The sequence below is a fragment of the Pseudomonas sp. TMW22090 genome, from assembly GCF_022496665.1.
GTDB lineage: Bacteria > Pseudomonadota > Gammaproteobacteria > Pseudomonadales > Pseudomonadaceae > Aquipseudomonas > Aquipseudomonas gregormendelii.
Genome location: NZ_SCFH01000003.1, coordinates 528,302 through 552,517, shown reverse-complemented (window position 1 = coordinate 552,517; position 24,216 = coordinate 528,302). Strand labels below are relative to the sequence as shown.

The 24,216-nt window shown below is 59.1% G+C and carries 22 protein-coding genes; 14 read left to right on the top strand and 8 right to left on the bottom strand.

Annotation, left to right across the window (positions count from 1 at the left end; translation table 11 throughout):
• Window positions 1-8 precede the first annotated feature (8 nt).
• The 14 genes from atpB to EQV97_RS11750 all read left to right on the top strand — a co-directional run bounded on the left by atpB (window position 9) and on the right by EQV97_RS11750 (window position 14,792).
• Window positions 9-878: a F0F1 ATP synthase subunit A gene (atpB, locus tag EQV97_RS11815; protein WP_240888968.1), complete on the top strand. Its 870-nt coding sequence runs from the start codon at window positions 9-11 to the stop codon at window positions 876-878.
• Between the two features lie 133 nt (window positions 879-1,011).
• Entirely contained in the window at window positions 1,012-1,269 is a 258-nt protein-coding gene (gene atpE / locus EQV97_RS11810; protein WP_002555987.1) for a F0F1 ATP synthase subunit C, read from the top strand.
• Between the two features lie 54 nt (window positions 1,270-1,323).
• Entirely contained in the window at window positions 1,324-1,794 is a 471-nt protein-coding gene (locus tag EQV97_RS11805; RefSeq protein WP_008027535.1) for a F0F1 ATP synthase subunit B, read from the top strand.
• 12 nt (window positions 1,795-1,806) lie between these two features.
• Window positions 1,807-2,343, top strand: a complete 537-nt coding sequence (locus tag EQV97_RS11800; protein ID WP_008027533.1) for a F0F1 ATP synthase subunit delta — start codon at window positions 1,807-1,809, stop codon at window positions 2,341-2,343.
• 21 nt (window positions 2,344-2,364) lie between these two features.
• The gene (gene atpA / locus EQV97_RS11795; RefSeq protein WP_028620322.1) at window positions 2,365-3,909 is read left to right on the top strand and encodes a F0F1 ATP synthase subunit alpha; all 1,545 of its coding nucleotides are present in this window, start codon (window positions 2,365-2,367) and stop codon (window positions 3,907-3,909) included.
• Between the two features lie 50 nt (window positions 3,910-3,959).
• A complete protein-coding gene (atpG, locus tag EQV97_RS11790; protein WP_045061245.1) occupies window positions 3,960-4,820 on the top strand; it encodes a F0F1 ATP synthase subunit gamma in 861 nt (286 codons plus the stop codon).
• A gap of 27 nt (window positions 4,821-4,847) precedes the next feature.
• A complete protein-coding gene (gene atpD, locus EQV97_RS11785) occupies window positions 4,848-6,227 on the top strand; it encodes a F0F1 ATP synthase subunit beta (RefSeq protein ID WP_045061246.1) in 1,380 nt (459 codons plus the stop codon).
• Window positions 6,228-6,272: 45 nt separating this feature from the next.
• Complete coding sequence (locus tag EQV97_RS11780; RefSeq protein ID WP_007969909.1) at window positions 6,273-6,698, top strand: F0F1 ATP synthase subunit epsilon; 426 nt, start codon at window positions 6,273-6,275, stop codon at window positions 6,696-6,698.
• Between the two features lie 117 nt (window positions 6,699-6,815).
• The gene (gene glmU / locus EQV97_RS11775; RefSeq protein WP_225568933.1) at window positions 6,816-8,183 is read left to right on the top strand and encodes a bifunctional UDP-N-acetylglucosamine diphosphorylase/glucosamine-1-phosphate N-acetyltransferase GlmU; all 1,368 of its coding nucleotides are present in this window, start codon (window positions 6,816-6,818) and stop codon (window positions 8,181-8,183) included.
• Between the two features lie 194 nt (window positions 8,184-8,377).
• On the top strand, window positions 8,378-9,154 hold the full coding sequence (locus EQV97_RS11770) for a DeoR family transcriptional regulator (protein ID WP_122840923.1): 777 nt from the start codon (window positions 8,378-8,380) through the stop codon (window positions 9,152-9,154).
• 1 nt (window position 9,155) lies between these two features.
• Window positions 9,156-10,988, top strand: coding sequence for a glutamine--fructose-6-phosphate transaminase (isomerizing) (glmS, locus tag EQV97_RS11765; protein ID WP_122840924.1), 1,833 nt, complete (start codon window positions 9,156-9,158; stop codon window positions 10,986-10,988).
• Window positions 10,989-11,090: 102 nt separating this feature from the next.
• Window positions 11,091-11,993, top strand: a complete 903-nt coding sequence (locus EQV97_RS11760) for a LysR family transcriptional regulator (protein ID WP_122840925.1) — start codon at window positions 11,091-11,093, stop codon at window positions 11,991-11,993.
• 123 nt (window positions 11,994-12,116) lie between these two features.
• Window positions 12,117-12,743, top strand: coding sequence for a glutathione S-transferase (locus EQV97_RS11755; RefSeq protein WP_122841278.1), 627 nt, complete (start codon window positions 12,117-12,119; stop codon window positions 12,741-12,743).
• A gap of 18 nt (window positions 12,744-12,761) precedes the next feature.
• Complete coding sequence (locus tag EQV97_RS11750) at window positions 12,762-14,792, top strand: pyridoxamine 5'-phosphate oxidase family protein (protein WP_240888967.1); 2,031 nt, start codon at window positions 12,762-12,764, stop codon at window positions 14,790-14,792.
• 188 nt (window positions 14,793-14,980) lie between these two features.
• Here the strand turns inward: EQV97_RS11750 and EQV97_RS11745 are convergent, their stop codons facing one another.
• From EQV97_RS11745 to EQV97_RS11710, 8 genes are read right to left on the bottom strand one after another with little or no spacing between them, the layout of a single operon-like run.
• Window positions 14,981-16,111, bottom strand: coding sequence for a glycosyltransferase family 4 protein (locus EQV97_RS11745; RefSeq protein WP_240888966.1), 1,131 nt, complete (start codon window positions 16,109-16,111; stop codon window positions 14,981-14,983).
• Between the two features lies 1 nt (window position 16,112).
• The gene (locus tag EQV97_RS11740) at window positions 16,113-17,243 is read right to left on the bottom strand and encodes a glycosyltransferase family 1 protein (RefSeq protein ID WP_122840928.1); all 1,131 of its coding nucleotides are present in this window, start codon (window positions 17,241-17,243) and stop codon (window positions 16,113-16,115) included.
• Window positions 17,227-18,603 (bottom strand): glycosyltransferase family 1 protein, encoded by a 1,377-nt coding sequence (locus EQV97_RS11735; protein ID WP_201146551.1) that lies wholly within the window; start codon window positions 18,601-18,603, stop codon window positions 17,227-17,229. Before EQV97_RS11735 ends, EQV97_RS11740 begins: the two co-directional genes overlap by 17 nt.
• Complete coding sequence (locus tag EQV97_RS11730) at window positions 18,600-19,865, bottom strand: ABC transporter ATP-binding protein (protein ID WP_240888965.1); 1,266 nt, start codon at window positions 19,863-19,865, stop codon at window positions 18,600-18,602. The genes EQV97_RS11735 and EQV97_RS11730 overlap by 4 nt, the downstream gene beginning before the upstream one ends.
• On the bottom strand, window positions 19,865-20,662 hold the full coding sequence (locus tag EQV97_RS11725) for an ABC transporter permease (protein ID WP_122840931.1): 798 nt from the start codon (window positions 20,660-20,662) through the stop codon (window positions 19,865-19,867). The genes EQV97_RS11730 and EQV97_RS11725 overlap by 1 nt, the downstream gene beginning before the upstream one ends.
• Complete coding sequence (locus EQV97_RS11720) at window positions 20,663-22,105, bottom strand: mannose-1-phosphate guanylyltransferase/mannose-6-phosphate isomerase (protein WP_122840932.1); 1,443 nt, start codon at window positions 22,103-22,105, stop codon at window positions 20,663-20,665.
• Between the two features lie 4 nt (window positions 22,106-22,109).
• Window positions 22,110-23,081, bottom strand: a complete 972-nt coding sequence (gene gmd / locus EQV97_RS11715) for a GDP-mannose 4,6-dehydratase (RefSeq protein ID WP_122840933.1) — start codon at window positions 23,079-23,081, stop codon at window positions 22,110-22,112.
• A complete protein-coding gene (locus EQV97_RS11710; protein ID WP_122840934.1) occupies window positions 23,078-23,992 on the bottom strand; it encodes a GDP-mannose 4,6-dehydratase in 915 nt (304 codons plus the stop codon). Before EQV97_RS11710 ends, gmd begins: the two co-directional genes overlap by 4 nt.
• Window positions 23,993-24,216 lie beyond the last annotated feature (224 nt).

The window sequence follows — 24,216 nt, the reverse complement described above, 5'->3', positions numbered from 1 at the left end:
AGGCAACCATGGCAGAGACAACCGCTTCGGGCTATATCCAGCACCACTTGCAGAACCTGACCTTCGGTCAGCACCCAACAAGCGGGTGGGGTTTTGCCCACACCGCAGCAGAGGCCAAAGAAATGGGCTTCTGGGCTTTCCACGTCGATACTCTCGGCTGGTCGGTCGCTTTGGGTCTGATTTTCGTTCTTCTTTTCCGCATGGCGGCAAAGAAAGCGACATCCGGTCAGCCTGGTGCTTTGCAGAACTTCGTTGAAGTATTGGTCGAATTCGTCGATGGCAGCGTGAAAGACAGCTTCCATGGCCGTAGCCCGGTGATCGCACCGCTGGCACTGACCATCTTCGTCTGGGTCTTCCTGATGAACGCCGTCGACCTGATCCCGGTTGACTGGATTCCTCAGCTGGCCATCCTGATCACGGGTGATGCGCACATTCCTTTCCGTGCCGTATCCACCACTGACCCGAACGCTACCCTGGGCATGGCCCTGTCGGTGTTCGCGTTGATCATTTTCTACAGCATCAAGGTCAAGGGCATCGGCGGCTTCATCGGCGAACTGACCCTGCACCCTTTCGGCAGCAAGAACATCTTCGTTCAAGCCCTGCTGATTCCGGTGAACTTCCTGCTGGAGTTCGTGACGCTGATCGCCAAGCCTATCTCCCTGGCACTGCGTCTGTTCGGCAACATGTACGCCGGCGAGCTGGTCTTCATTCTGATTGCTGTGATGTTCGGCAGCGGTCTGCTCTGGCTTAGCGGCCTGGGCGTAGTTCTGCAGTGGGCGTGGGCTGTGTTCCACATCCTGATCATCACCCTGCAGGCGTTTATCTTCATGATGCTGACCATCGTCTACCTGTCGATGGCGCACGAAGAGAACCATTAAGACCAGTCTCGACTGGTCTGATGTCCCACCCGGTCAAACGGGTGGGTGCCCTAACAGGGCTATGAAACGATTTGTTTTACCGCTTTAAAATCTAAAAAACCTAAACCATACGACGTAAAAGTCGGGAGGAAAGATGGAAACTGTAGTTGGTCTAACCGCTATCGCTGTTGCACTGTTGATCGGCCTGGGCGCACTGGGTACCGCAATTGGTTTCGGCCTGTTGGGTGGCAAGTTCCTGGAAGGCGCAGCGCGTCAGCCAGAGATGGTTCCAATGCTGCAAGTTAAAATGTTCATCGTTGCCGGTCTGCTCGACGCCGTAACCATGATCGGTGTTGGTATCGCTCTGTTCTTCACTTTCGCGAACCCATTCGTTGGTCAACTCGCTGGCTAATTACTCGCCTTCGAGTAATTGGTGTGATGTGCAACGAACGAGCGAGGTGTTGGCGTGAACATTAATGCAACCCTGATTGGCCAGTCCGTTGCGTTCTTCATTTTTGTACTGTTTTGCATGAAGTTCGTGTGGCCTCCGGTCATCGCGGCTTTGCACGAACGTCAGAAGAAGATCGCGGATGGACTGGACGCTGCCGCCCGAGCAGCTCGCGACCTGGAGCTGGCCCAAGATAAAGCGGGTCAGCAACTGCGCGAAGCGAAAGCTCAGGCAGCCGAAATCATTGAGCAAGCCAAGAAACGCGGTAACCAGATTGTTGAAGAGGCCGTTGAAAAGGCCCGTATCGACGCTGACCGTGTGAAGGTTCAGGCTCAGGCCGAGATCGAACAGGAACTGAACAGTGTCAAAGACGCTCTGCGTGCCCAACTGGGTGCTCTGGCTGTCGGCGGCGCCGAGAAGATCCTGGGTGCCACAATCGATCAAAACGCGCACGCGGAGCTGGTAAACAAACTGGCTGCTGAAATTTAAGCGAGGGCGATCATGGCAGAATTGACCACGTTGGCCCGACCTTACGCTAAGGCAGCCTTCGAGCACGCCCAGGCCCACCAGCAACTGGCCTCTTGGTCAGCCATGCTCGGCCTGGCTGCAGCAGTGTCGCAAGACGACACCATGCAGCGCGTGCTCAAGGCCCCGCGACTGACGAGCGCAGACAAGGCCGCCACGTTTATTGACGTGTGCGGCGACAAGTTTGATGCCAAGGCACAGAACTTCATCAACGTCGTTGCCGAAAACGACCGTCTCCCGCTTTTGCCGGAGATATCCGCTCTGTTCGACCTGTACAAGGCTGAACAAGAGAAGTCGGTAGACGTTGAAGTGACCAGTGCTTTTGCATTGAACCAAGAACAGCAAGACAAACTCGCCAAGGTTCTCAGTGCACGACTCAACCGGGAAGTGCGCCTGCAAGTCGAGGAAGACAAATCCCTTATTGGGGGCATTGTCATCCGCGCCGGCGACCTGGTTATCGATGGCTCGGTTCGCGGCAAACTCGCGAGCCTGGCCGAAGCATTGAAATCTTGAGTTTGAAGGGGCAGCAGAGCAATGCAGCAACTCAATCCTTCCGAAATAAGTGAAATTATCAAGGGCCGCATCGACAAGCTCGATGTGACCTCCCAAGCCCGTAACGAAGGCACTGTCGTCAGCGTATCTGACGGTATCGTGCGGATTCACGGTCTGGCCGACGTAATGTACGGCGAGATGATCGAGTTTCCGGGCGGCGTCTTCGGTATGGCTCTCAACCTGGAGCAGGACTCCGTAGGTGCCGTAGTTTTGGGCTCCTACCAGTCTCTGGCTGAAGGCATGAGCGCCAAGTGCACTGGCCGCATCCTCGAAGTTCCGGTTGGTAAGGAACTGCTGGGTCGCGTAGTCGACGCACTGGGTAACCCTGTTGACGGCAAAGGTCCACTGGGCAACACCGAGACCGACGCGGTCGAGAAAGTTGCTCCAGGCGTGATCTGGCGTAAGTCGGTAGACCAGCCTGTACAGACTGGCTACAAGGCTGTCGATGCCATGATCCCTGTCGGCCGTGGCCAGCGTGAGCTGATCATCGGTGACCGTCAGATCGGTAAAACCGCTCTGGCCATCGACGCGATCATCAACCAGAAAAACAGCGGCATTTTCTGCGTCTACGTAGCGATCGGTCAGAAGCAATCGACCATCGCCAACGTGGTTCGCAAGCTGGAAGAAAACGGCGCACTGGCTAACACCATCGTCGTTGCCGCGAGCGCTTCGGAATCTGCAGCACTGCAGTTCCTGGCTCCGTACTCCGGTTGCACCATGGGTGAATTCTTCCGCGACCGCGGTGAAGACGCGCTGATCGTTTATGACGATCTTTCCAAGCAAGCAGTGGCTTACCGCCAGATTTCCCTGCTGCTGCGCCGTCCACCAGGCCGTGAAGCTTACCCAGGCGACGTGTTCTATCTCCACTCCCGTCTGCTGGAGCGCGCATCCCGCGTTTCGGAAGAATACGTAGAGAAGTTCACCAACGGCGCAGTGACCGGCAAAACCGGTTCCCTGACCGCACTGCCGATCATCGAAACCCAGGCTGGCGACGTTTCCGCGTTCGTTCCGACCAACGTGATTTCCATCACCGACGGTCAGATCTTCCTGGAATCGGCCATGTTCAACTCCGGGATCCGTCCTGCTGTGAACGCCGGTGTTTCGGTATCCCGTGTGGGTGGTGCCGCTCAGACCAAGATCATCAAGAAGCTCTCCGGTGGTATCCGTACCGCTCTGGCTCAGTACCGTGAACTGGCGGCATTCGCCCAGTTCGCTTCTGACCTGGACGAAGCGACCCGTAAGCAACTTGAGCATGGTCAGCGCGTTACCGAGCTGATGAAGCAGAAGCAATACGCACCAATGTCGATCGCTGACATGGCGCTGTCGCTGTATGCCGCTGAGCGTGGGTTCCTGACTGACGTTGAAATCGCCAAGATCGGCAGCTTCGAACAAGCGCTGATTGCTTTCTTCAACCGCGATCACGCCGATTTGATGGCGAAGATCAACGTGAAGGGTGACTTCAATGACGAAATCGACGCTGGCATGAAAGCCGGTATCGAGAAGTTCAAGGCCACCCAAACCTGGTAAGCCGCAGCGGGAGCCGCGAGGCTCCCGCTTGCTAACCTGATAGGTGTTACATGGCAGGCGCAAAAGAGATTCGCAGTAAGATTGCGAGCATCAAAAGCACGCAAAAGATTACCAGCGCCATGGAAAAAGTGGCGGTCAGTAAAATGCGCAAGGCACAAATGCGCATGGCTGCTAGCCGTCCTTACGCGGAGCGCATCCGCCAGGTTATTGGCCATCTGGCCAACGCCAACCCGGAATATCGCCACCCGTTCATGATCGACCGTGAAGTAAAGCGCGTTGGTTATGTTGTGGTGAGCAGCGACCGTGGTCTGTGTGGTGGCTTGAACACCAACCTGTTCAAGGCTCTGGTCAAGGACATGGCGGTAAACCGCGAAAACGGCGTCGAGATCGATCTGTGTGTTGTTGGTAGCAAGGGTGCGGCTTTCTTCCGCAACTTCGGCGGTAACGTCGTAGCAGCTATCAGCCACCTGGGTGAAGAGCCGTCGATCAATGACCTGATCGGCAGCGTCAAGGTGATGCTGGATGCCTACCTGGACGGCCGTATTGACCGCCTGTCCGTGGTGTCCAACAAGTTCATCAACACCATGACGCAACAGCCTACCGTGGAGCAATTGATTCCTCTGGTGGCAACGCCGGAACAGGAACTCAAGCACCACTGGGATTATCTGTACGAACCGGACGCCAAAGAGCTGCTTGATGGCTTGATGGTCCGTTACGTGGAGTCGCAGGTCTACCAGGCGGTGGTCGAGAACAACGCGGCTGAACAAGCTGCGCGGATGATCGCGATGAAGAACGCTACCGACAACGCCGGTGATTTGATCAGCGATTTGCAGCTGGTCTACAACAAGGCGCGTCAGGCTGCGATCACCCAAGAGATCTCGGAAATCGTCGGCGGCGCTGCCGCGGTTTAACGGTTCAAATATTCAGAGGATCCAGCTATGAGTAGCGGACGTATCGTTCAAATCATCGGCGCCGTTATCGACGTGGAATTTCCACGCGACAGCGTACCGAGCATCTACAACGCTTTGAGTGTAAAAAGCGAAGCCGGCACCACCCTGGAAGTTCAGCAGCAGCTGGGCGACGGCGTGGTACGTACCATTGCGATGGGTTCCACCGAGGGCTTGAAGCGCGGTCTGGAAGTCACCGACTCTGGCGCTGCCATCTCCGTACCCGTCGGTAAAGCGACCCTGGGCCGGATCATGGACGTTCTGGGCAACCCGATCGACGAAGCTGGTCCGATCGACACCGAAGAGCGCTGGGGCATTCACCGTCCTGCGCCAACCTTCGCTGAACAAGCTGGCGGCAACGACCTGCTGGAAACCGGCATCAAGGTTATCGACCTGGTTTGCCCGTTCGCCAAGGGTGGTAAAGTTGGTCTGTTCGGTGGTGCCGGTGTAGGCAAAACCGTAAACATGATGGAACTGATCCGTAACATCGCCATCGAGCACAGCGGTTATTCCGTGTTCGCCGGTGTGGGTGAGCGTACTCGTGAGGGTAACGACTTCTACCACGAGATGAAGGATTCCAACGTTCTGGACAAAGTGGCACTGGTTTACGGTCAGATGAACGAGCCGCCGGGTAACCGTCTGCGCGTAGCACTGACCGGCCTGACCATGGCCGAGAAGTTCCGTGACGAAGGTAACGACGTTCTGCTGTTCGTCGACAACATCTATCGTTACACCCTGGCCGGTACTGAAGTATCCGCACTGCTGGGCCGTATGCCTTCGGCAGTAGGTTACCAGCCGACTCTGGCCGAAGAGATGGGTACTCTGCAAGAGCGTATCACTTCGACCAAAAACGGTTCGATCACCTCCATCCAGGCGGTATACGTACCTGCGGATGACTTGACTGACCCGTCGCCAGCGACCACCTTCGCCCACTTGGACGCCACCGTCGTTCTGTCCCGTGACATCGCTTCCCTGGGTATCTACCCAGCGGTCGATCCACTCGACTCGACTTCGCGCCAGCTGGATCCGAACGTGATCGGCCAGGACCACTACGACACCGCTCGCGGCGTCCAGTACGTTCTGCAGCGTTACAAAGAACTGAAGGACATCATTGCGATCCTGGGTATGGACGAGCTGTCGGAAACCGACAAGCAGTTGGTAAACCGTGCTCGTAAGATCCAGCGTTTCTTGTCGCAGCCGTTCTTCGTGGCTGAAGTCTTCACCGGTGCTTCGGGTAAATACGTTTCCCTGAAAGACACCATTGCTGGCTTCAAAGGCATCCTCAACGGTGACTACGACCACCTGCCAGAACAAGCGTTCTACATGGTCGGCGGCATCGAAGAAGCGATCGAGAAAGCCAAGAAACTGTAATCCCGGCGCCCGGCAACGGGCGCTAATTTAGGTTGAGGCAATCAGATGGCTATGACAGTCCATTGCGATATCGTCAGCGCGGAAGGGGAAATCTTTTCCGGCCTGGTCGAGATGGTAATTGCGCACGGTGCACTCGGTGATCTTGGTATCGCCCTGGGTCACGCGCCGCTGATCACTAATCTCAAGCCGGGCCCGATCCGCCTGGTCAAGCAAGGCGGGGAAGAGGAGGTGTATTACATCTCTGGTGGTTTCCTCGAGGTTCAGCCGAACATGGTCAAGGTTCTTGCCGACACTGTGCAACGTGCTGCCGACCTGGACGAAGCCTCCGCTCAGGAAGCCGTCAAGGCTGCCGAGAAGGCCCTGCATGAACGTGGCGCTGAATTCGATTACGGTTCTGCCGCTGCACGTCTGGCCGAGGCTGCAGCTCAGCTGCGCACCGTCCAGCAGATCCGCAAGAAGTTTGGCCACTAACAGGCCTGCCACTTGTTGTGCGATTGATTAAAAAGGGTAGCCTCGGCTACCCTTTTTTCTTTTCCGATATTCATCACCTGGTCGCAGCCGCTGACCACCCAGGATTGGTAGCCAGTCATGTCTCTAGAAATCGTTATCCTCGCTGCAGGCCAAGGCACGCGCATGCGTTCGTCGTTGCCCAAGGTGCTGCACCCGATCGCCGGCAACTCGATGCTTGGCCATGTTATCCACACCGCGCGCCAACTTGATCCACAGCGCATCCACGTGGTCATTGGTCACGGCGCAGACGCTGTACGTGAGCGGCTGGCGGCGGATGACCTGAATTTTGTCCTGCAGGATAAACAGCTGGGTACTGGTCATGCCGTTGCCCAGGCGGTGCCGTTCATCGAATCCGACACCGTGCTGATCCTGTACGGCGACGTGCCGTTGATCGAAGTTGAAACCCTGCAGCGCCTGCTCAAGAAAGTAGCCCCGCAGCAGTTGGGGCTGCTGACCGTGGAGCTGGACGACCCGACCGGTTATGGCCGTATCGTGCGTGATGCCCAAGGGCAGGTGACCGCCATCGTCGAGCAGAAAGACGCCGACGAAACCCAGCGCGCCATCACCGAAGGCAACACCGGCATCCTGGCCATGCCGTTTGCCCAGCTGAGTGGCTGGATGAGCCGGCTCTCCAACAACAACGCCCAAGGCGAGTACTACCTCACCGACGTGATCGCCATGGCAGTCGGCGATGGCCTGGTGGTGGCAACCGAGCAGGCGCACGACGCCATGGAAGTGCAAGGCGCCAACGATCGCAAGCAGCTCTCCGAGCTGGAGCGCCACTATCAGTTGCGCGCGGGGCTGCGCCTGATGGCTCAAGGCGTAACACTGCGCGACCCGGCGCGTTTTGATGTACGCGGCGACGTCACGGTTGGCCGCGACGTACTGATCGACATCAACGTGATTCTGGAAGGCAAAGTCGTTATCGAAGACGACGTGGTGATTGGTCCGAACTGCGTGATAAAGGACAGCACCCTGCGTAAGGGGGTGGTGATCAAAGCCAATAGTCATATCGACGGCGCGATCATGGGTGAGGGCAGCGATGCCGGCCCGTTCGCTCGCCTGCGTCCAGGTAGCGTGCTCGAAGCGCGCGCGCATGTCGGTAATTTTGTCGAACTCAAGAACGCCCACCTGGGTGAAGGCGCGAAGGCCGGTCATCTGACCTACCTGGGCGACGCCGAGGTCGGTGCACGTACCAACATCGGCGCTGGCACCATCACTTGTAACTATGACGGCGCCAACAAGTGGAAAACCGTGTTGGGCGAGGACGTATTCATTGGTTCCAACAACTCGTTGGTGGCGCCTGTGGATATCTCTAACGGTGCAACAACGGCAGCCGGTTCGACCATTACGCAGAATGTGGATAACGCACAGTTGGCCGTAGGTCGTGCACGCCAGAAGAACATCGACGGCTGGAAGCGCCCGCAGAAAATCAAGAAACCGTAAGTTATCCACAGTTCCCGTAGGAGCTGCCGAAGGCTGCGATCTTCTGATCTTGAAAAATCAACGGCAAACGATCGCAGCCTGCGTCAGCTCCTACGCGGTTATCCACAGAACTTTTTATCGCCACCCGCTTGACGAAGTTTAAGTAATAGGTTTTGATTGCTTTCGTTATCTTTCGAATCGAAACTTACCAAGTCATGTCGAAGCGCAATACTCCCCAACGCCGCCACAACATACTCGCCTTGCTCAACGTGCAGGGCGAAGTGAGTGTGGACGAATTGGCCAAGCGTTTCGAAACCTCGGAAGTTACGATTCGCAAGGATCTTGCCGCGCTTGAAAGCAATGGTCTCCTGCTGCGCCGTTACGGTGGAGCAATCACCATGCCTCAGGAACTGGTGGCCGACATTGGCCTGCCGGTTTCCAAATACAAGCAGGCCGTCGCCCGCGCCGCCGTCTCGCGAATTCGCGAGCATGCGCGAATCATCATCGACAGTGGCAGCACCACTGCGGCAATGATCCCGGAACTCGGACAACAACCGGGTCTGGTCGTGATGACCAACTCGCTGCATGTCGCCAGTGCTTTAAACGAACTGGAACACGAACCGGTGCTGTTGATGACCGGTGGAACCTGGGATCCGCATTCCGAATCCTTTCAGGGCCAGGTCGCCGAGCAGGTACTGCGCTCTTACGACTTTGACCAGCTGTTCATCGGTGCCGATGGCATCGACCTGGTGCGCGGAACCACCACCTTCAATGAACTGCTGGGCCTGAGTCGCGTCATGGCTGAAGTCGCCCGGGAAGTGGTGGTGATGGTCGAGTCCGACAAGATAGGTCGCAAGATACCCAATCTGGAGCTGCCCTGGAGCAGCGTCCATACCCTTATTACCGATGATCGCCTGCCGCTCGAGGCACGGGATCAGATTCAAGCGCGCGGGATCACCCTGATCTGCGCAGCTGTCAGTCAGGAGAAATAGCATGTGTGGAATTGTCGGCGCAGTCGCAGAACGTAACATCACCCCGATCCTGCTCGAAGGCCTCAAGCGTCTTGAATACCGCGGATACGACAGCGCCGGTGTGGCGGTGTACACCAACGACGAGAAGCTTGAGCGCATGCGCCGTCCGGGCAAAGTCAGCGAGCTGGAACTGGCCCTGACCGAAGAGCCACTGTTGGGGCGTCTGGGCATTGCCCACACCCGCTGGGCGACCCATGGCGCGCCGTGCGAACGCAATGCTCACCCGCATTTCTCCGGCGACCTGGCGGTGGTGCACAACGGCATCATCGAAAACCACGAAGCCCTGCGTGATCAACTCAAGGCCCTGGGTTACGTGTTCACTTCGGACACCGATACCGAAGTCATTGCTCACTTGCTCAACCACAAGCTCAAGGACCTGGCTGACCTGACCGTGGCGCTCAAGGCTACCGTTAAAGAGTTGCACGGTGCCTACGGCCTGGCCGTCATCAGCGCTGATCAACCGGATCGCCTGGTGGCCGCGCGCAGTGGCAGCCCGCTGGTGATCGGCCTCGGCATGGGTGAAAACTTCCTGGCTTCGGACCAGTTGGCCCTGCGTCAGGTCACTGACCGCTTCATGTACCTTGAAGAAGGTGATATCGCCGAGATTCGCCGCGACAGCGTGCAGATCTGGGACGTCAACGGCCAGAGCGTCGAGCGCGAATCCGTGCAATACCGCGATGGTGCCGAAGCCGCCGACAAAGGCGAGTTCCGCCACTTCATGCTCAAGGAAATCCACGAGCAGCCAGCGGTCGTGCAACGCACACTCGAAGGTCGCCTCAGCCAGAACCAGGTGCTGGTGCAGGCTTTTGGTCCACAGGCTGCCGAGTTGTTCGCCAAAGTGCGCAACGTGCAGATCGTCGCCTGCGGCACCAGCTACCACGCGGGGATGGTTGCCCGTTACTGGCTGGAAGAACTGGCCGGCATTCCATGCCAGGTCGAAGTGGCCAGTGAGTTCCGCTATCGCAAGGTGGTGGTACAGCCCGACACCCTGTTTGTGACCATCTCCCAGTCCGGCGAAACCGCCGACACGCTGGCGGCGCTGCGTAATGCCAAGGAGCTGGGCTTCCTGGCCAGCCTGGCGATCTGCAACGTGGGCATCAGCTCGCTGGTGCGTGAATCCGACCTGACCCTGCTGACCCAGGCCGGTCGTGAGATTGGCGTGGCTTCCACCAAAGCGTTCACCACTCAACTGGTCGGCCTGTTGCTACTGACCCTGTCCCTGGGCCAGGTTCGAGGCACGTTGGCCGATGGCGTCGAAGCCACCCTGGTCGAAGAGTTGCGTCGTCTGCCAGCCCGCCTGGGCGAAGCGCTGGCGATGGACAGTGTCGTCGAGAAAATCGCCGAGCTGTTCGCCGAGAAGAATCACACCTTGTTCCTGGGCCGCGGTGCACAATTCCCTGTCGCCATGGAAGGTGCGCTCAAACTCAAGGAAATCTCCTACATCCACGCCGAAGCCTATCCCGCCGGTGAGCTCAAGCATGGTCCGCTGGCCCTTGTGGATAACGACATGCCAGTGGTTACCGTGGCACCGAACAACGAGCTGCTGGAAAAGCTCAAATCCAACCTCCAGGAAGTGCGCGCCCGCGGTGGCGAGCTGATCGTCTTCGCCGACGAGAAGGCCGGCATGACCAACGGTGAAGGCACCCACGTCGTGCACATGCCGCACATCCACGACATCCTGTCGCCAATCCTCTACACCATCCCGCTGCAGCTGCTGTCGTACTACGTTGCCGTACTGAAAGGCACTGACGTCGATCAGCCGCGCAACCTGGCGAAGTCGGTGACTGTGGAATAAGTTATCCACAACCTGGTGAGAACTTAAGATCGCATCCATCGAGCTCTTGTAGGAGCTGCCGAAGGCTGCGATCTTTTGCTTTTAACAAAGAGCAAACCTTCCATGGATCGCTTCCAGGAAATGCAGGTATTCGCCGCCGTCGCCCAAGCCCAGGGCTTTTCGGCGGCAGCGCGGCATTTGGGTATGTCGGCAGCCAGCGTCACTCGCGCAGTCGCCGCGTTGGAGAAGCGCATCGGCACGCAGCTGCTCACGCGCACCACCCGCAGTGTCCACCTCAGTGAAGCGGGGCAGCGTTATCTGGAGGATTGTCGGAGAATTCTTGGCGAAGTGCAGGAAGCCGAGGATTCGGCGGCGGGCAGTCATGCCCAGCCCCGTGGGCAGTTAACGGTGACCGCCCCCGTTCTGTTTGGCGATCTTTTTGTCACACCGATCATGGTGAGTTACCTGACGCGGTTTCCTGAAGTCAGCATCAACGCTTTACTGGTTGATCGAATCGTCAGCATGGTCGAGGAGGGTGTTGATGTCGCCGTGCGCATTGGCGAGCTGGCCGACAGTAATCACCATGCTATTGGGGTGGGTGAGGTTCGCCGGGTCATCTGTGCGTCGCCGTCCTTTCTCCAGGCTCACGGCCGCCCGGTGCACCCGCAGGATCTTGCCCAAGTGCCGGTCATTGCGACTTCCGCGACAGGGCTGCAACGCAATTGGCCATTCCTCGACGCCGGCAATTCGCTGAGCGTGCGTCTGGAACCGCGGCTGACGGTGACGGCTAATCAGGCCGCAATCAGTGCGGCTTGCCTGGGGCTGGGTCTCACTCGGGTGCTTTCCTACCAGGTGGCGAATCAGGTCAAAGCAGGTGAGCTGGAAGTTGTGCTCGCGGAGTTCGAACTGCCACCGCTGCCCATTCATGTCGTCTACCAGGGCGGCCGTAAGGCACCGGCGCGCATTCGCGGCTTCGTGGATTTTGCAGTCAATGAACTGCGCGAACATCCGTCCCTGCGTCGCTGAATTATTGCTCTCAGTGAAATAATGGATTGCGAATGCTGGTGATTCTATAGATCCGGGGATTGGTGGAGGATGGCTTTCCTCGGCGCTGAGCTCCTCATCTGCGCCCCAACTGCGGAGTTCACCATGCAAGCGATCAAACTCTATAACTTCCCGCGCTCCGGCCATGCACATCGCGCCGAGCTGATGCTGTCCCTGCTGCAGCTACCCACTGAGCTGATCTTCGTCGACCTGGCCAAGGGCGCGCACAAGCAGCCCGAGTACCTGGCCCTCAATCCTTTCGGGCAAGTGCCCGTACTGGATGATCAGGGAGTCATACTCGCCGATTCCAATGCGATTCTGGTTTACCTGGCGCACAAGTATGGCAACGGTCGCTGGTTGCCAACGGATCCTGTGGGAGCCGCCAGGGTGCAACGCTGGTTGTCGGTGGCTGCGGGGCAGATTGCTTTTGGTCCGGCTCGTGCTCGGCTGATCACAGTGTTCGGTGCGCCCTACAATGCCGAAGAAGCCATCACTCGCGCCCACGACCTGCTCAAGGTTATGGACCATGAATTGGCGGATACCCCATGGCTGGCCGGAACCGAACCTACGATCGCCGATGTCGCTGCCTACAGTTACATCGCCCATGCGCCTGAAGGCAATGTGTCACTCGAGGCTTACGCCAACGTGCGCGCCTGGCTGGCGCGTGTAGAAGCCTTGCCAGGGTTTGTGCCGATGCCGCGCACCGTCGCTGGTTTGCAAACCACTGCCTGATTCAGGGGAGATGCCGTTATGGAACGTTCACCGTGGCACGTCGGCGAAAGACAGTTGCAAGAGCATGTCGGAGTAGCCGAGCGCATGGAGGCATTCGGGCGCAGGGTGATTCGCCGCGAGATGCCGGATCAGCACCGCCAGTTTTATCAGCAACTGCCATTCATGCTGTACGGTGCGGTGGATGCAAACGGTGATCCGTGGGCCAGCGTGCTTGAAGGCGCGCCTGGATTTGCCCACTCGCCGCAGCCCGGTGTGTTGCAATTCGACCGCCTGCCGGGTGCCGATGACCCGGCGCAATTGACCCAAGGCGCCGCGATCGGACTCCTGGGCATCGAGCTGCACACCCGGCGCAGGAATCGTCTCAATGGCCATGTCGGCAACCTGACAGCCAAAGGCTTTGACGTCACGGTTGATCAGTCCTTCGGCAATTGCCCGCAGTACATTCAGTTGCGTCAGTTTCATACAGTCCCGCTGGCAGAACCTTCGTCGCGAATTGCTGAACGCCTGGGCGCGCTGGATTTCGCGGCCCAGGACATGATTACCCGTGCCGACACCTTCTTCGTCGCCAGTTATGTAGACATCGACGGCCAACGCGCGGTCGACGTATCGCATCGCGGTGGTCAGGCCGGATTCGTCCAGGTGCATGGCAATCGACTGACCATTCCGGATTTTGCCGGCAATCTGCACTTCAACACCTTGGGCAACCTGCTGGTCAATGCTCGGGCGGGCCTGTTGTTCATCGATTTCACTTCCGGCGATCTGCTGCATCTGGCGGGTCGCACTGAAATCCTCCTCGATGGCCCACAGGTGGAAGCCTTTCAAGGTGCCGAACGGTTGTGGACCTTCGACGTAGAGCGCGTGGTGCGTCGCCCGGCAGCTCTGGCTCTGCGCTGGCGCTTCGACGGAGTCTCGCCCAACAGCCTGATGACCGGCACCTGGGAGCAGGCGGCTGCGCGGTTGCAGGCCCAGGCGTTGGGCGATCGCTGGCGGCCATTGCGAGTGGTGCGCATCGAAGCGCAAAGCCGCAACATTCGCTCGATTTATTTCGAACCAGCGGATAATGCAGGGTTACCGGTGTTCCAGGCCGGTCAGCATTTGCCGTTGCGATTTGATATCGGCGGTGAAAATCACATCCGCACCTACAGCCTGTCGAGTGCTCCCTCCGACGATTTTTTCCGTATCAGCGTGAAGCGCGAGGGATTGGTATCTTCGTTCCTGCACGATCAGCTCAAGGTCGGTGATGTTCTGGAAGCTCGTGCACCTCAGGGACATTTCACCATGGCGCCCCACGAGCGACGGCCGCTGGTGCTGCTGGCGGCGGGCGTTGGCATCACCCCGTTGCTCTCGATGTTGCGCGAGGTGGTGTACCAGGGCCTGCGCACCCGGCACATTCGTCCTACGTGGTTGTTCCAGAGTTCGCGCACGCTCGACGACCAGCCATTTCGCGCCGAGCTGGATCAACTCCTGGAAACGGCGGGAGATGCGGTAAGGGTGCTGCGCCTGCTCAGCCAGCCGGAAGAAGGATTACTGGAGGGAGAGGACTTTGATCTGAGCGGACGTATCAGCACGGCGTTGCTCAACAACATCCTTGAAGTGGAAGACTACGACCAGCCGGATTTTGTCCTGTGCGGCCCTGGAGGTTTCACTCAGGGTCTGTATGACAGCCTGCGGGAGCTGGACATTCGCGATGCGCAGATTCACGCGGAAACCTTTGGCCCTTCGACTCTCCGGCGTCAGCCTGACCCTGATGCCGTGGTGATCGAACAACCGCCGGCGGCGACTACCTCGGTGCCGGTGGTGTTTCAGCGATCGGCCAAGGAGGCCCGCTGGCAGCCCGACGGAGGCAGTTTGCTGGAGTTGGCGGAAAGTCGTGGTTTACTACCGGAATTCAGTTGCCGTGGCGGTTCATGCGGCACCTGCAAGACGCGCCTGTTGAGCGGCCAGGTGAGTTATCCACAGCCTCCGGCGGAGATTCCCGGTGAGGGGCAAGTGTTGATCTGCTGCGCGGTGCCGGCGCAGGGATCACAGCCTTTGGTGCTTGACCTTTAGGAGCTGTCTCGTGGAACGAGGCTGCGATCTTTTGAACCTGAAACCAACGTCAAAAGATCGCAGCCTCGTTGCACTCGGCAGCTCCTACAGGGATCGCGGGATCACAGGGATCACAGGATTCCAGGATCACAGGGGTCACAGGGGTCACAGCGGCCACAGGGCCATGAACAACACGACAATCAGCCAGGTCATGCGTAAGCCAACGATTTCTCGGCCAAGAGCTCTTCATACAGAGCCGCCCACTTGCGCCCCATCTCATCAGCGGTAAACAACTGCCGATACCGCGCCTGCGCGTTTGCCCCCATTTTCGCCGCCAGCGCCGGGTTTTCCCACAGGGTGCGCATCGCTTCACGAAACGCCTGTGGATTACTGGGCGGCACGACCAGCCCGGTCTCATTGTGAATATTGATGTAGCTGGTGCCTGTGCCGATCTCGCTGGAGATCATCGGCTTACCGTACATCGCGCCTTCAAGCAGCGAAATACCGAACGCTTCAGAGCGCAGGTGAGACGGGAAGACCACCGCGTAACTGAGCTCCAGCAGGGCGACCTTGTCCTCGTCGCCGAGGAAGCCGAGGAAGTGCAGGTTGTGCAGACCCAAGGCCTGGGCCTGAGCATGCAGCTCTTTCTCCAGAGGACCGGCGCCCACGATCACTACCGGATAATTGAGCCCCTGCATGGCGTCGAGCAGGATATGCAGGCCCTTGTAATAACGCATCACTCCAACAAACAGGAAAAACTTGTCGCCCAACTGCTGGCGCCAGCGTTCGGTACGCGATGCGTCAGGCTGCGGATAACCTGACTTGTCGAGCCCGTAGGTAATGACCCTGGTCTTCTCGCGATAATCCTTCAATACATCACTGGTGTGAAAATAGTTGGGCGAGGCCGCGACGATGCGGTCGGCGCTGTCGAGGAATCGACGCATCAAGGGCCGATAAAGTTTGAGCAGATGACGCTGGCGAATGATGTCCGAGTGATAGCTGACCACGCAGGGTTTCTTGGTGGCCGTGCAGAAATGCACCAGATCCATGAACGGCCAGGGGAAGTGATAATTGACCACGTCGGCTTCGGCTGCCAGCTCGCGAAACTGCTTGAAGACGCTGTAGGAAAAGCCCGTAGAGGCCAGCTGAAAATCCATCCTGGCCTGATGAACCTGATGTTCGCGGATCTGCAACACGCCTGGCGCCGGATTGTTGCTCAGCGTCAGCACCGTGCTCTCGACACCGTGACGGGCGCCGCTTTCGCTCATCTGGAAGATGACTTGTTCGATGCCACCCATGGAGTCGGGCAAATAGGTTTTATAAAAGTGCAGAACTCGCATATCAATCTCCCATAGCCTGGCGGTAGGCGCGGGCCGTGACCTTCGCGCAACGCTCCCAGGAAAAAAGCTTGGCTCGATGCAACCCCGCCGCACGGCAGGCCTGCCAATGCGTCGGGTCTTCGATCAGCCGGGTCATCGCATCACGCAAGGAGTCGGGATCGTCCGGTTGAATGTAATTGCCGGCGTCGGCGGCAACTTCGGGCATGGCCGAGGCACTGGTGAGTATTACTGGGGTACCACTGGCCATGGCTTCCAGTACCGGCAGGCCAAACCCTTCGTACAGGGAAGGGAAGACCAGCGCCCGGGCGCCGGCCAGCAGTTGGGCCAGGTCCTCATCAGGCAGATACCCCAGCAGACACACATGACCGGCGGCAAGGGCTGAGCGCAACTCGTCGTTGAACTGCTCGCGCTGCCAGCCTGCCATGCCGGCAATCAGCAGCGGAAAACGCTGGCGCACGGCTTCGGGCAGTCGGGCATGGGCGCGCAGTGCCAGAGTCAGGTTCTTGCGCGGTTCGAGGGTGCCGACGCACAGGAAATACTCCCGGGCGTCGACCCCGTGAGTTTTGAGCACTTTATCGATGGACTCGTCCGACCTGGGATGGAATCGCGCGGCCACACCAAGCGGCGCAACGACAAAACGCTCGGCTGGCAGTGCGAAATAGTCCTGTGCCTCGTCGGCAATGCATTGTGAGTCCGTCAGAATCAGGCGTGCCTGCTGTACGCCATCGGCCAGGCGCCGCTCGATCTCCCGCAAGCGTGCAGCCGGCTGGGTTTCGGGATAGTGCAGATGTGTCAGGTCGTGCAGGGTGATAACCGTCGGGCCATCGAACGACAACGGCCACAAGCTCGGCTCGTGATACAAATCGATACTCTTGGAATGACGCTGGTCGAACCGTTTCTGCTCCAGCCAGCGCCTTGCCTGATAGGCCCCGGGGATTTGTCGCAACAATGGCGTCAGGCGCGAGTAACCGGGCATTGCGGCTTCGGGAAGCGCCGAACTCCAGCCCCAGCCGTGGAACAATGCCAAATCGACGTCCGGCTCCTGGGCGAGGGCGTTTACCAGTTCGGCGACGTAATGCCCGATACCGGTTCTCGGCGCCTGGAGAATGCGTGCGTTAAGGGCAATGCGCATGTTGGCTCTCAGGCACTTTTGCCACGTTGTGCAGGTTGCGCTCGATGCGCTCCACCAGTTGCGCGCTCGCTTCACGCCAGGACAGCCAGCGCCAGCCTCCAAGGTCGAGCGTTGCCGGGAACACGCCAGTGGTTTCCATGCCGATTATCAGGTCGGCCAGGCTCTGCGGCTTGTCGAGGTCGAAATAGGCCATGTAATCGCCGCCAATCTCGCGAAACACCGGTATGTCGCTGGCCATAGCCGGCAGCCCGCGCTGCATGGCTTCCACCAGCGGCAAGCCAAACCCTTCGACGTAAGAAGGGAAGACGAGCGAAGTGGCGTGGGAGTAAGCATGCTCCAGGCTTCTGTCCGACAGGTCGTTGAACATGAACAACCGTTTGTTCAATTCGGGATGGCGGCGGATACGCTCGACCAGTGCATCGCACTTCCAGCCAATCTTGCCGACGATGCACAACCGGGCCAGCGACCCAACCGCCCAGGCGCGCTCGAACGCATCCAGCAGGTAAGCGTGGTTCTTGCGCGGTTCGATGGTGCTGACCATCAGAAACACCGGCTGCGGCTTTTTGAACATGTCCAGCAGGCCTTGATCGACGGATGAGCGGGCGTCGCTCAAGTCCAGTTCCGAGCCCAGGTGGAAATAGTCGAACCAGCGTTGTGCCACCTGTTCAGTGCCAACCCGGCGCACCATCTCCTGTCGGACCTGATCGCGAATAGTCGTGGAAATCGCCACGTAGCCATCGGCGGTGCGGGCGATCCAGTCGAACCACTCATTGAACACTTTCACCAGGCCCGCGTCGCAGAACTGCGGATGAGTCAGGGGAATCAGGTCGTAGATCACCGACACAATGCCGACACCGTCACGCTTTAGCTGCTCGGCCAGGGGAAAGAAGTTGGCATGCCAGGACGAGTCCAGCAACACCAGTTGGTCTCCGGCCCGATGCTGCAACGGCACACAACGCTCAGGCACCTTCTGATCTTTGAGCACCCGGTCGAGCACGCGCATTGGCAGGCTCAGGCAGGCGAACGCGGCAAGGCGGCACCCCACGTAAAGTACGCGGCGGGCGAACTTCGACTCGCTGAAAGGGCGACGTCGCTCCAGGGTGCGGTGGCGCAGCCAGAACAGGTTGGCCATCTGTTCGAGCTTCACCCGCAGGCTCATCAGGTCGTGTTTCGGCGTCTCCAGCGGCGCCAGGCTCTTCACCTCGAACAACGCGCCGTTGACCATCACCACGGGAATGCATTCACGGGTGGAATTTGCCGCCGGTAGCTGCTGGATGACGTTGCGCACCACCCGCTGAATGCCTGAGTTGGCGTGAGGATGTTCAAAAACGTAGGTGCATTCCACCAGCAGTCGGGTCATCGCAATTCCTCTGGGTCGGCCACTTCGATAGTGCTCTCGCTGGAGCGGGTAATGCTGGTTTGGGCCTCGAGCCACGAACAGCCGACGAAGTCTTCCCGACGGTTGTTGATCACGTGAAAGACCAGCCCGTAGTCGCGCCACTCGAAGTTGCGGTCCAGGTGCGAGTCCAGGCGCGAGAGGCTCAGGGCCACCGAGTAATTACCCTTGCCCAGGCGCATGTCGAAAGCGAATCGGTAAGTGACGCGTTCGCCGGCGCTCAGGTCGGTGAGGGCCTTGTCGATGCGGTGGGTATTGATGCCGTACATGGGTTGGCCGAGGCGATCCTTGATCATGAACCCAAGGATCAGCCGCTCGATGTCCTGGCGAACTTCGACTTGCACTTCCAGCACCATCGCCTGCCCGACCTCGGCCACTTCCACCGAGCGGCCCTTTGGATCGAGCAGGCGCACGCTGAGAATGCCGGCCTCGCCTGTGCCGGAAATAGTCTGCACCTGGCCGTTGGCAAGCATCTCCTGGCGGACCGTCTGGCCTTCGCGCTGGGCGAGCATCGCGTTGTAGTAGTCCATCACCTCTTCAGGCTTGCCGCGCATGGCCATGCGCCCGTTTTCCAGGAGGATGGCGGTATCGCAGATCGACTGGATCGCCGACCGGTCGTGGGACACGATCAGCAGCGTGGTGCCGGCCTTGCGGAAGTTACGGATGCGGTCGAAGCTTTTGTGCTGGAAGTAGGCGTCACCCACGGACAATGCTTCATCGACGATCAGGATATCCGGACGGCGCGCCGTAGCAACGCTGAACGCCAGGCGCATCTGCATGCCGCTTGAATAGGTACGGACCGGCTGGTCGATGGCCTCGCCAATTTCGGCGAAACTTTCGATTTCCGGCATCAGCGCCTCAATTTCCTCGACCTGCATGCCGAGCAGTTGGCCCGCCATGAAGGTGTTCTGGCGCCCGGTGAAATCCGGGTGGAAACCCATGCCCAGCTCCAGCAGCGCGGCGACTCGACCTTGCAGCTTGATCTCGCCACAGGTGGCCTGGGTGGTGCCGGTGATCATCTTCAACAAGGTACTTTTGCCAGCGCCGTTGACCCCGACAATGCCAACGGCTTCGCCGGGCTGGATCTCGAAGTCGACACCCTGCAGCACCCAGTGCAGGTGATGGCGGGTAGGGGAGAACGGCACCAGCCATTCGAATAGCCGGCTCCAGCGATTCGGGTATTGCTTATAGGCCTTGCCCAGGCCACTGACGCGTATATGTCCCATCAGAGCTCATCCACCATTTCACCAACACGCTGGCGGAAAAGCCGCAGCCCCATCACGCAGAACAACAGCCCGATCACCACCAGCGGGAGCAGCGAGCTCCAGTTAGGCCATTGGTTGTAGAGGAACAGGTTCTGGTAACTGTTCATCAACGCCGTCATCGGGTTCAGCTCGATAACGCGCTGTATGCCCGGCGGCAGGATCGACAGCGGGTACACGATCGGTGTCAGCCAGAACCAGAATTGCAGGCAGATGCCGAAAAATTGCCCGACGTCGCGGAAGAACACATTGAGCACCCCGAGGATCATCCCCAGTCCGGCGGCGAACATCACCTGCAGCATCAGCAGCGGTATCAGGGCCAGCAACGCCATGCCCGGAAGCCGTCCGCTGATCAGCAGGAAGCCGAGGAACAACCCCAGAATGATCGCGAAATTGATCCCGGCATTGAGCAGCACGATCACCGGCAGGCAGATGCGCGGGAAGCTGATTTTCTTCAGCAGGTTGGCGTTTTCCAGAAACATGCTCTGGCTGCGGGTGGTGATCTCGGCGAACAGGCCCCAGGTCAGCAGGCCGGCGCAAAGGTAAACGCTATAGGCCAGGCCATCATCCACGCCCGGCAGGCGGGCGCGCATGATGGTGGAGAAGATGACCGTGTAGACCACGATCATCGACAGCGGGTTGAGCACGGTCCACAAGGCCCCAAACAGCGAATTGCGATAACGCGCCTGAAACTCTCTTTTGACGCTGCCGAGGATAAAACCCCGGTAACTCCACAACGATTGGTAAAGATTACGCAGCATTCAAACCGTCCGGCCGTATTGATCTTCGAAGCGGACGATATCGTCCTCTCCCAGGTATTCGCCGCTCTGCACTTCGATGATCACCAGGTCGATCACCCCGGGGTTTTCCAGGCGATGCTTGTGGCCGGCGGCAATGAAAGTCGATTCGTTCTTGGCCACCAGGTGAGTGCCGGTGCCATTGTTGGTGACCTTGGCCATGCCTTCGACCACCACCCAGTGTTCATTGCGATGGTGGTGCATCTGCAGGGACAACTTGGCACCAGGCTTGACCACGATGCGTTTGATCTTGAAGCGTGGACCTTCCTCGAGCACCGTGTACGTGCCCCATGGCCGGCTGACCGTGCGGTGCAGGCGATAGGCTTCGTGCTTCTTGTCCTTGAGTTGCTTGGCCACCTGGCGCACATCCTGGGCACGGTCGGCATGCGCCACCAGGACCGCGTCGGCGGTGTCGATGATGATCAGGTTTTCCACGCCAACGGTGGCCACCAGGCGATCTTCGCTCTGCACGAAGTTATGGTGACTGTCGATGAAGATGGCTTCGCCTGTGGCACGGTTGTGCTGCGCATCCGCCGGCACCAGGGCGGCGATTGCGCCCCAGGAGCCGATGTCGCTCCAGTCGAAACGGGCGGGCACCACCACCACCTTGTCAGAGCGCTCCATCAACGCGTAGTCGATGGAAATGTCCATGATCTCGCCAAACAGCGCAGGCGATAGCTCCTGCTGCAGGCCGCCGGCGGTTTCCACTGCAGCACTGGCTGCCATGCAGGTCCTGGCCTGTTCCAGCAGTGTAGGGGCGTGGGTTTCCAATTCCGCCAGGACAGTGGCGACCGAGAAGCAGAACATCCCTGAATTCCACAGGAAGTTGCCGCTTTCAAGGTAATGAGTAGCGGTCTGCAGGTCGGGTTTTTCAACGAAACGCTGCACACGGGCGGCGCCATTTTCGTCCAGCGGTGCGCCGGTCTCGATGTAGCCAAACCCTGTTTCCGGTGCCGTCGGCACCACTCCGAAGGTCACCAGGTGACCGGACCGGGCCAGAGCCACCGCATGTTCGACAGCTTGTTTCAGGGCTTCTTCGTTGACGATCAGGTGATCGGCGGGCATGACCAGCATGATCGCCTCGTCACCATGCAGTGCCTGCAGCGAGAGGGCGGCCGCCGCGATTGCCGGAGCGGTATTGCGCCCGGTCGGCTCCAGCAGAAAGTGCCCGCGATGCCTGCCCAGTTGTGCGTCCTGATAGTGATCCTTGCTCTGGAAGTAGTAGTCGCGATTGGTCACCGTCACGATGTCGCCCCAGCCGTCCAGCAACGCCGCAGCACGACGATAGGTCTTGCCGAGTAACGACTGGCCGTCCGGCAACATCATGAAGGGTTTCGGCTGGCCTTCTCGCGATACCGGCCACAACCGCGTACCAGCACCACCGGAAAGAATCACGGGAATCAGCATTGGCCTACTCCTTGGCGACGCGTTTCATGTCCGCATCCATCATCATGCGGATCAAGGTATCCAGGTCGGTTTTTGGTTTCCATCCCAGCACTCGTTGAGCCTTGGCCGGGTTGCCGAGCAGCACTTCGACTTCGGCCGGGCGGAAGAATGCCGGGTCGATCTTCACGAAGTCACGGTAGTTCAGGTCGACGTGTTCGAAGGCAATCCGGCACATTTCGCGCACCGTGGTGGTTACCCCCGTGGCGACCACGAAGTCATCGGGTTTGTCCTGTTGCAACATCAACCACATGGCTTCGACGTAGTCGCCGGCAAAACCCCAGTCGCGCTTGGCGTCGATGTTGCCCAGGCGCAGTTCCTGCTGTTTGCCCTGCTTGATGCGAGCGGCTGCGTCGGTGACCTTGCGCGTCACGAATTCGATGCCACGCAGCGGTGATTCGTGGTTGAACAGGATGCCGCTGCTGGCGTGCAGGTTGTAGCTCTCGCGATAGTTCACGGTGATCCAGTGGCCATAGAGCTTGGCCACGCCGTAAGGGCTGCGCGGGTAAAACGGCGTATTTTCGTCCTGCTGCTCCGCCTGGATCAGGCCAAACATTTCGCTGGTGGATGCTTGGTAGAAACGGGTATGCGGGCTGAACTGGTGGATCGCTTCAAGCAGGTGCGTGACGCCCAACCCGTCGACAATGCCGGTGGTTACCGGTTGCGACCAAGAGGCGGCAACAAAACTCTGTGCGGCCAGGTTGTAGACCTCGTCAGGCGCCGATTTGATCACTGCGCGCTGGATCGAGCAGGCATCGGCCATGTCGCCGTCCAGGTAAACGATGTCGGCCTCGACCCCCATTTCGCGCAGTCGCCAGCGTGCGTCGCTGCTGCGCCGCGCAACCAGGCCGTGGACTTTATAGCCCTTGTCGAGCAACAGTTTGGCCAGATAAGCGCCGTCCTGTCCGGTGATCCCTGTGATCAGTGCACTTTTTGTCATTCTTGTCTTACCCGTATCTCCCAGTCGGACAGGGTCGCCCGCAGGGTTTGTTGTGTAGTGATTTGCGGCGCCCAACCGGTGGTCTGGGCCAACCTTGCATGACTGCCGCATACCCGTCGCTGATCCGCGCGGCGCATTCTGGCGGGGTCTTGAACCAGTTGCAGGTCGACTTGCGCGAGGTCACCCAGCTGTTCGATCAGGCTGCGAATGCTCTGCTCGCGCCCCGAGCACACGTTGTAGACCTGCCCGGGCGTACCTTTTTCCAGCAAGGCCAGGTAAGCGGAGATCACGTCGCTCACGTCGAGGAAGTCGCGCGTGACGTCGATGTCACCGACTTCCAGTTGCGGCGCTTGCAGGCCTTGTTTGATCCGATTGATCTGGCGGGCGGCGCTGGCGATGACAAAATTTTCTTTCTGGCCAGTGCCGATGTGGTTGAACGGGCGGGCGACCAGTACCGGCCAGCCTTCGCTCAAACCCCATTGCAGACTCAGGAACTCTGCCGACAGTTTGCTCACGGCATACGGATTGCGCGGGCAGGGCGGTTGCAGTTCGGTGATGGGCAAATGCTCTTCGCTGACCTGGCCGTAGACGTCGCCGGAGCTGACGTACAGGAACGTGCCGGTGAAGCCGCGAGCCTTGAGGGCTTGCAGCAGGTTCAGTGTACCGAGCAAGTTGATATTCAGGGTGCGCGCCGGATCACGGAACGCTTCGGGTACGAAGGTCTGGCCGGCCAGGTGAATGACCGCATCCGGCAGCTCCGGCCACAGGCCTTCAAGGCTCTGCGGGTCTGCGAGATCATAGCGGGCAGGGACGGTCAGCAGCTCCCACTGCGCGGAATCAGCCAGCAGGCGGGATTGGATGTGTTGTCCTACGAATCCGCTGAGACCCGTAACGAACAGACGCTTTTTCAAACAGCAGCCCCTTGGTCATACATTTTCGTCCATTCCCCACAGGCTTGTCGGAGATATCTGACGGACCGGGTCGATTACTTGGTCGAAAGACTGGCGAAAAAATTTTGTTGTAGTTGTTTGGTTGCCAATCTGTGCCAATTGCGCGGTAATTTCAACAGGTCCAACCGTGACTGATCAGTTCTGGTCCGCGTAGCCCGATTTATTCTCGTCGGGCGGTTCACGAA

What these genes read in the sequence shown, in the direction of transcription:
- atpB (WP_240888968.1), top strand. Translation starts at nt 9, where the DNA reads ATGGCAGAGACAACCGCTTCGGGCTATATCCAGCACCACTTGCAGAAC.
- atpE (WP_002555987.1), top strand. Translation starts at nt 1,012, where the DNA reads ATGGAAACTGTAGTTGGTCTAACCGCTATCGCTGTTGCACTGTTGATC.
- EQV97_RS11800 (WP_008027533.1), top strand. Translation starts at nt 1,807, where the DNA reads ATGGCAGAATTGACCACGTTGGCCCGACCTTACGCTAAGGCAGCCTTC.
- atpA (WP_028620322.1), top strand. Translation starts at nt 2,365, where the DNA reads ATGCAGCAACTCAATCCTTCCGAAATAAGTGAAATTATCAAGGGCCGC.
- atpG (WP_045061245.1), top strand. Translation starts at nt 3,960, where the DNA reads ATGGCAGGCGCAAAAGAGATTCGCAGTAAGATTGCGAGCATCAAAAGC.
- atpD (WP_045061246.1), top strand. Translation starts at nt 4,848, where the DNA reads ATGAGTAGCGGACGTATCGTTCAAATCATCGGCGCCGTTATCGACGTG.
- EQV97_RS11780 (WP_007969909.1), top strand. Translation starts at nt 6,273, where the DNA reads ATGGCTATGACAGTCCATTGCGATATCGTCAGCGCGGAAGGGGAAATC.
- glmU (WP_225568933.1), top strand. Translation starts at nt 6,816, where the DNA reads ATGTCTCTAGAAATCGTTATCCTCGCTGCAGGCCAAGGCACGCGCATG.
- EQV97_RS11770 (WP_122840923.1), top strand. Translation starts at nt 8,378, where the DNA reads ATGTCGAAGCGCAATACTCCCCAACGCCGCCACAACATACTCGCCTTG.
- glmS (WP_122840924.1), top strand. Translation starts at nt 9,156, where the DNA reads ATGTGTGGAATTGTCGGCGCAGTCGCAGAACGTAACATCACCCCGATC.
- EQV97_RS11760 (WP_122840925.1), top strand. Translation starts at nt 11,091, where the DNA reads ATGGATCGCTTCCAGGAAATGCAGGTATTCGCCGCCGTCGCCCAAGCC.
- EQV97_RS11755 (WP_122841278.1), top strand. Translation starts at nt 12,117, where the DNA reads ATGCAAGCGATCAAACTCTATAACTTCCCGCGCTCCGGCCATGCACAT.
- EQV97_RS11750 (WP_240888967.1), top strand. Translation starts at nt 12,762, where the DNA reads ATGGAACGTTCACCGTGGCACGTCGGCGAAAGACAGTTGCAAGAGCAT.
- EQV97_RS11745 (WP_240888966.1), bottom strand. Translation starts at nt 16,111, where the DNA reads ATGCGAGTTCTGCACTTTTATAAAACCTATTTGCCCGACTCCATGGGT.
- EQV97_RS11740 (WP_122840928.1), bottom strand. Translation starts at nt 17,243, where the DNA reads ATGCGCATTGCCCTTAACGCACGCATTCTCCAGGCGCCGAGAACCGGT.
- EQV97_RS11735 (WP_201146551.1), bottom strand. Translation starts at nt 18,603, where the DNA reads ATGACCCGACTGCTGGTGGAATGCACCTACGTTTTTGAACATCCTCAC.
- EQV97_RS11730 (WP_240888965.1), bottom strand. Translation starts at nt 19,865, where the DNA reads ATGGGACATATACGCGTCAGTGGCCTGGGCAAGGCCTATAAGCAATAC.
- EQV97_RS11725 (WP_122840931.1), bottom strand. Translation starts at nt 20,662, where the DNA reads ATGCTGCGTAATCTTTACCAATCGTTGTGGAGTTACCGGGGTTTTATC.
- EQV97_RS11720 (WP_122840932.1), bottom strand. Translation starts at nt 22,105, where the DNA reads ATGCTGATTCCCGTGATTCTTTCCGGTGGTGCTGGTACGCGGTTGTGG.
- gmd (WP_122840933.1), bottom strand. Translation starts at nt 23,081, where the DNA reads ATGACAAAAAGTGCACTGATCACAGGGATCACCGGACAGGACGGCGCT.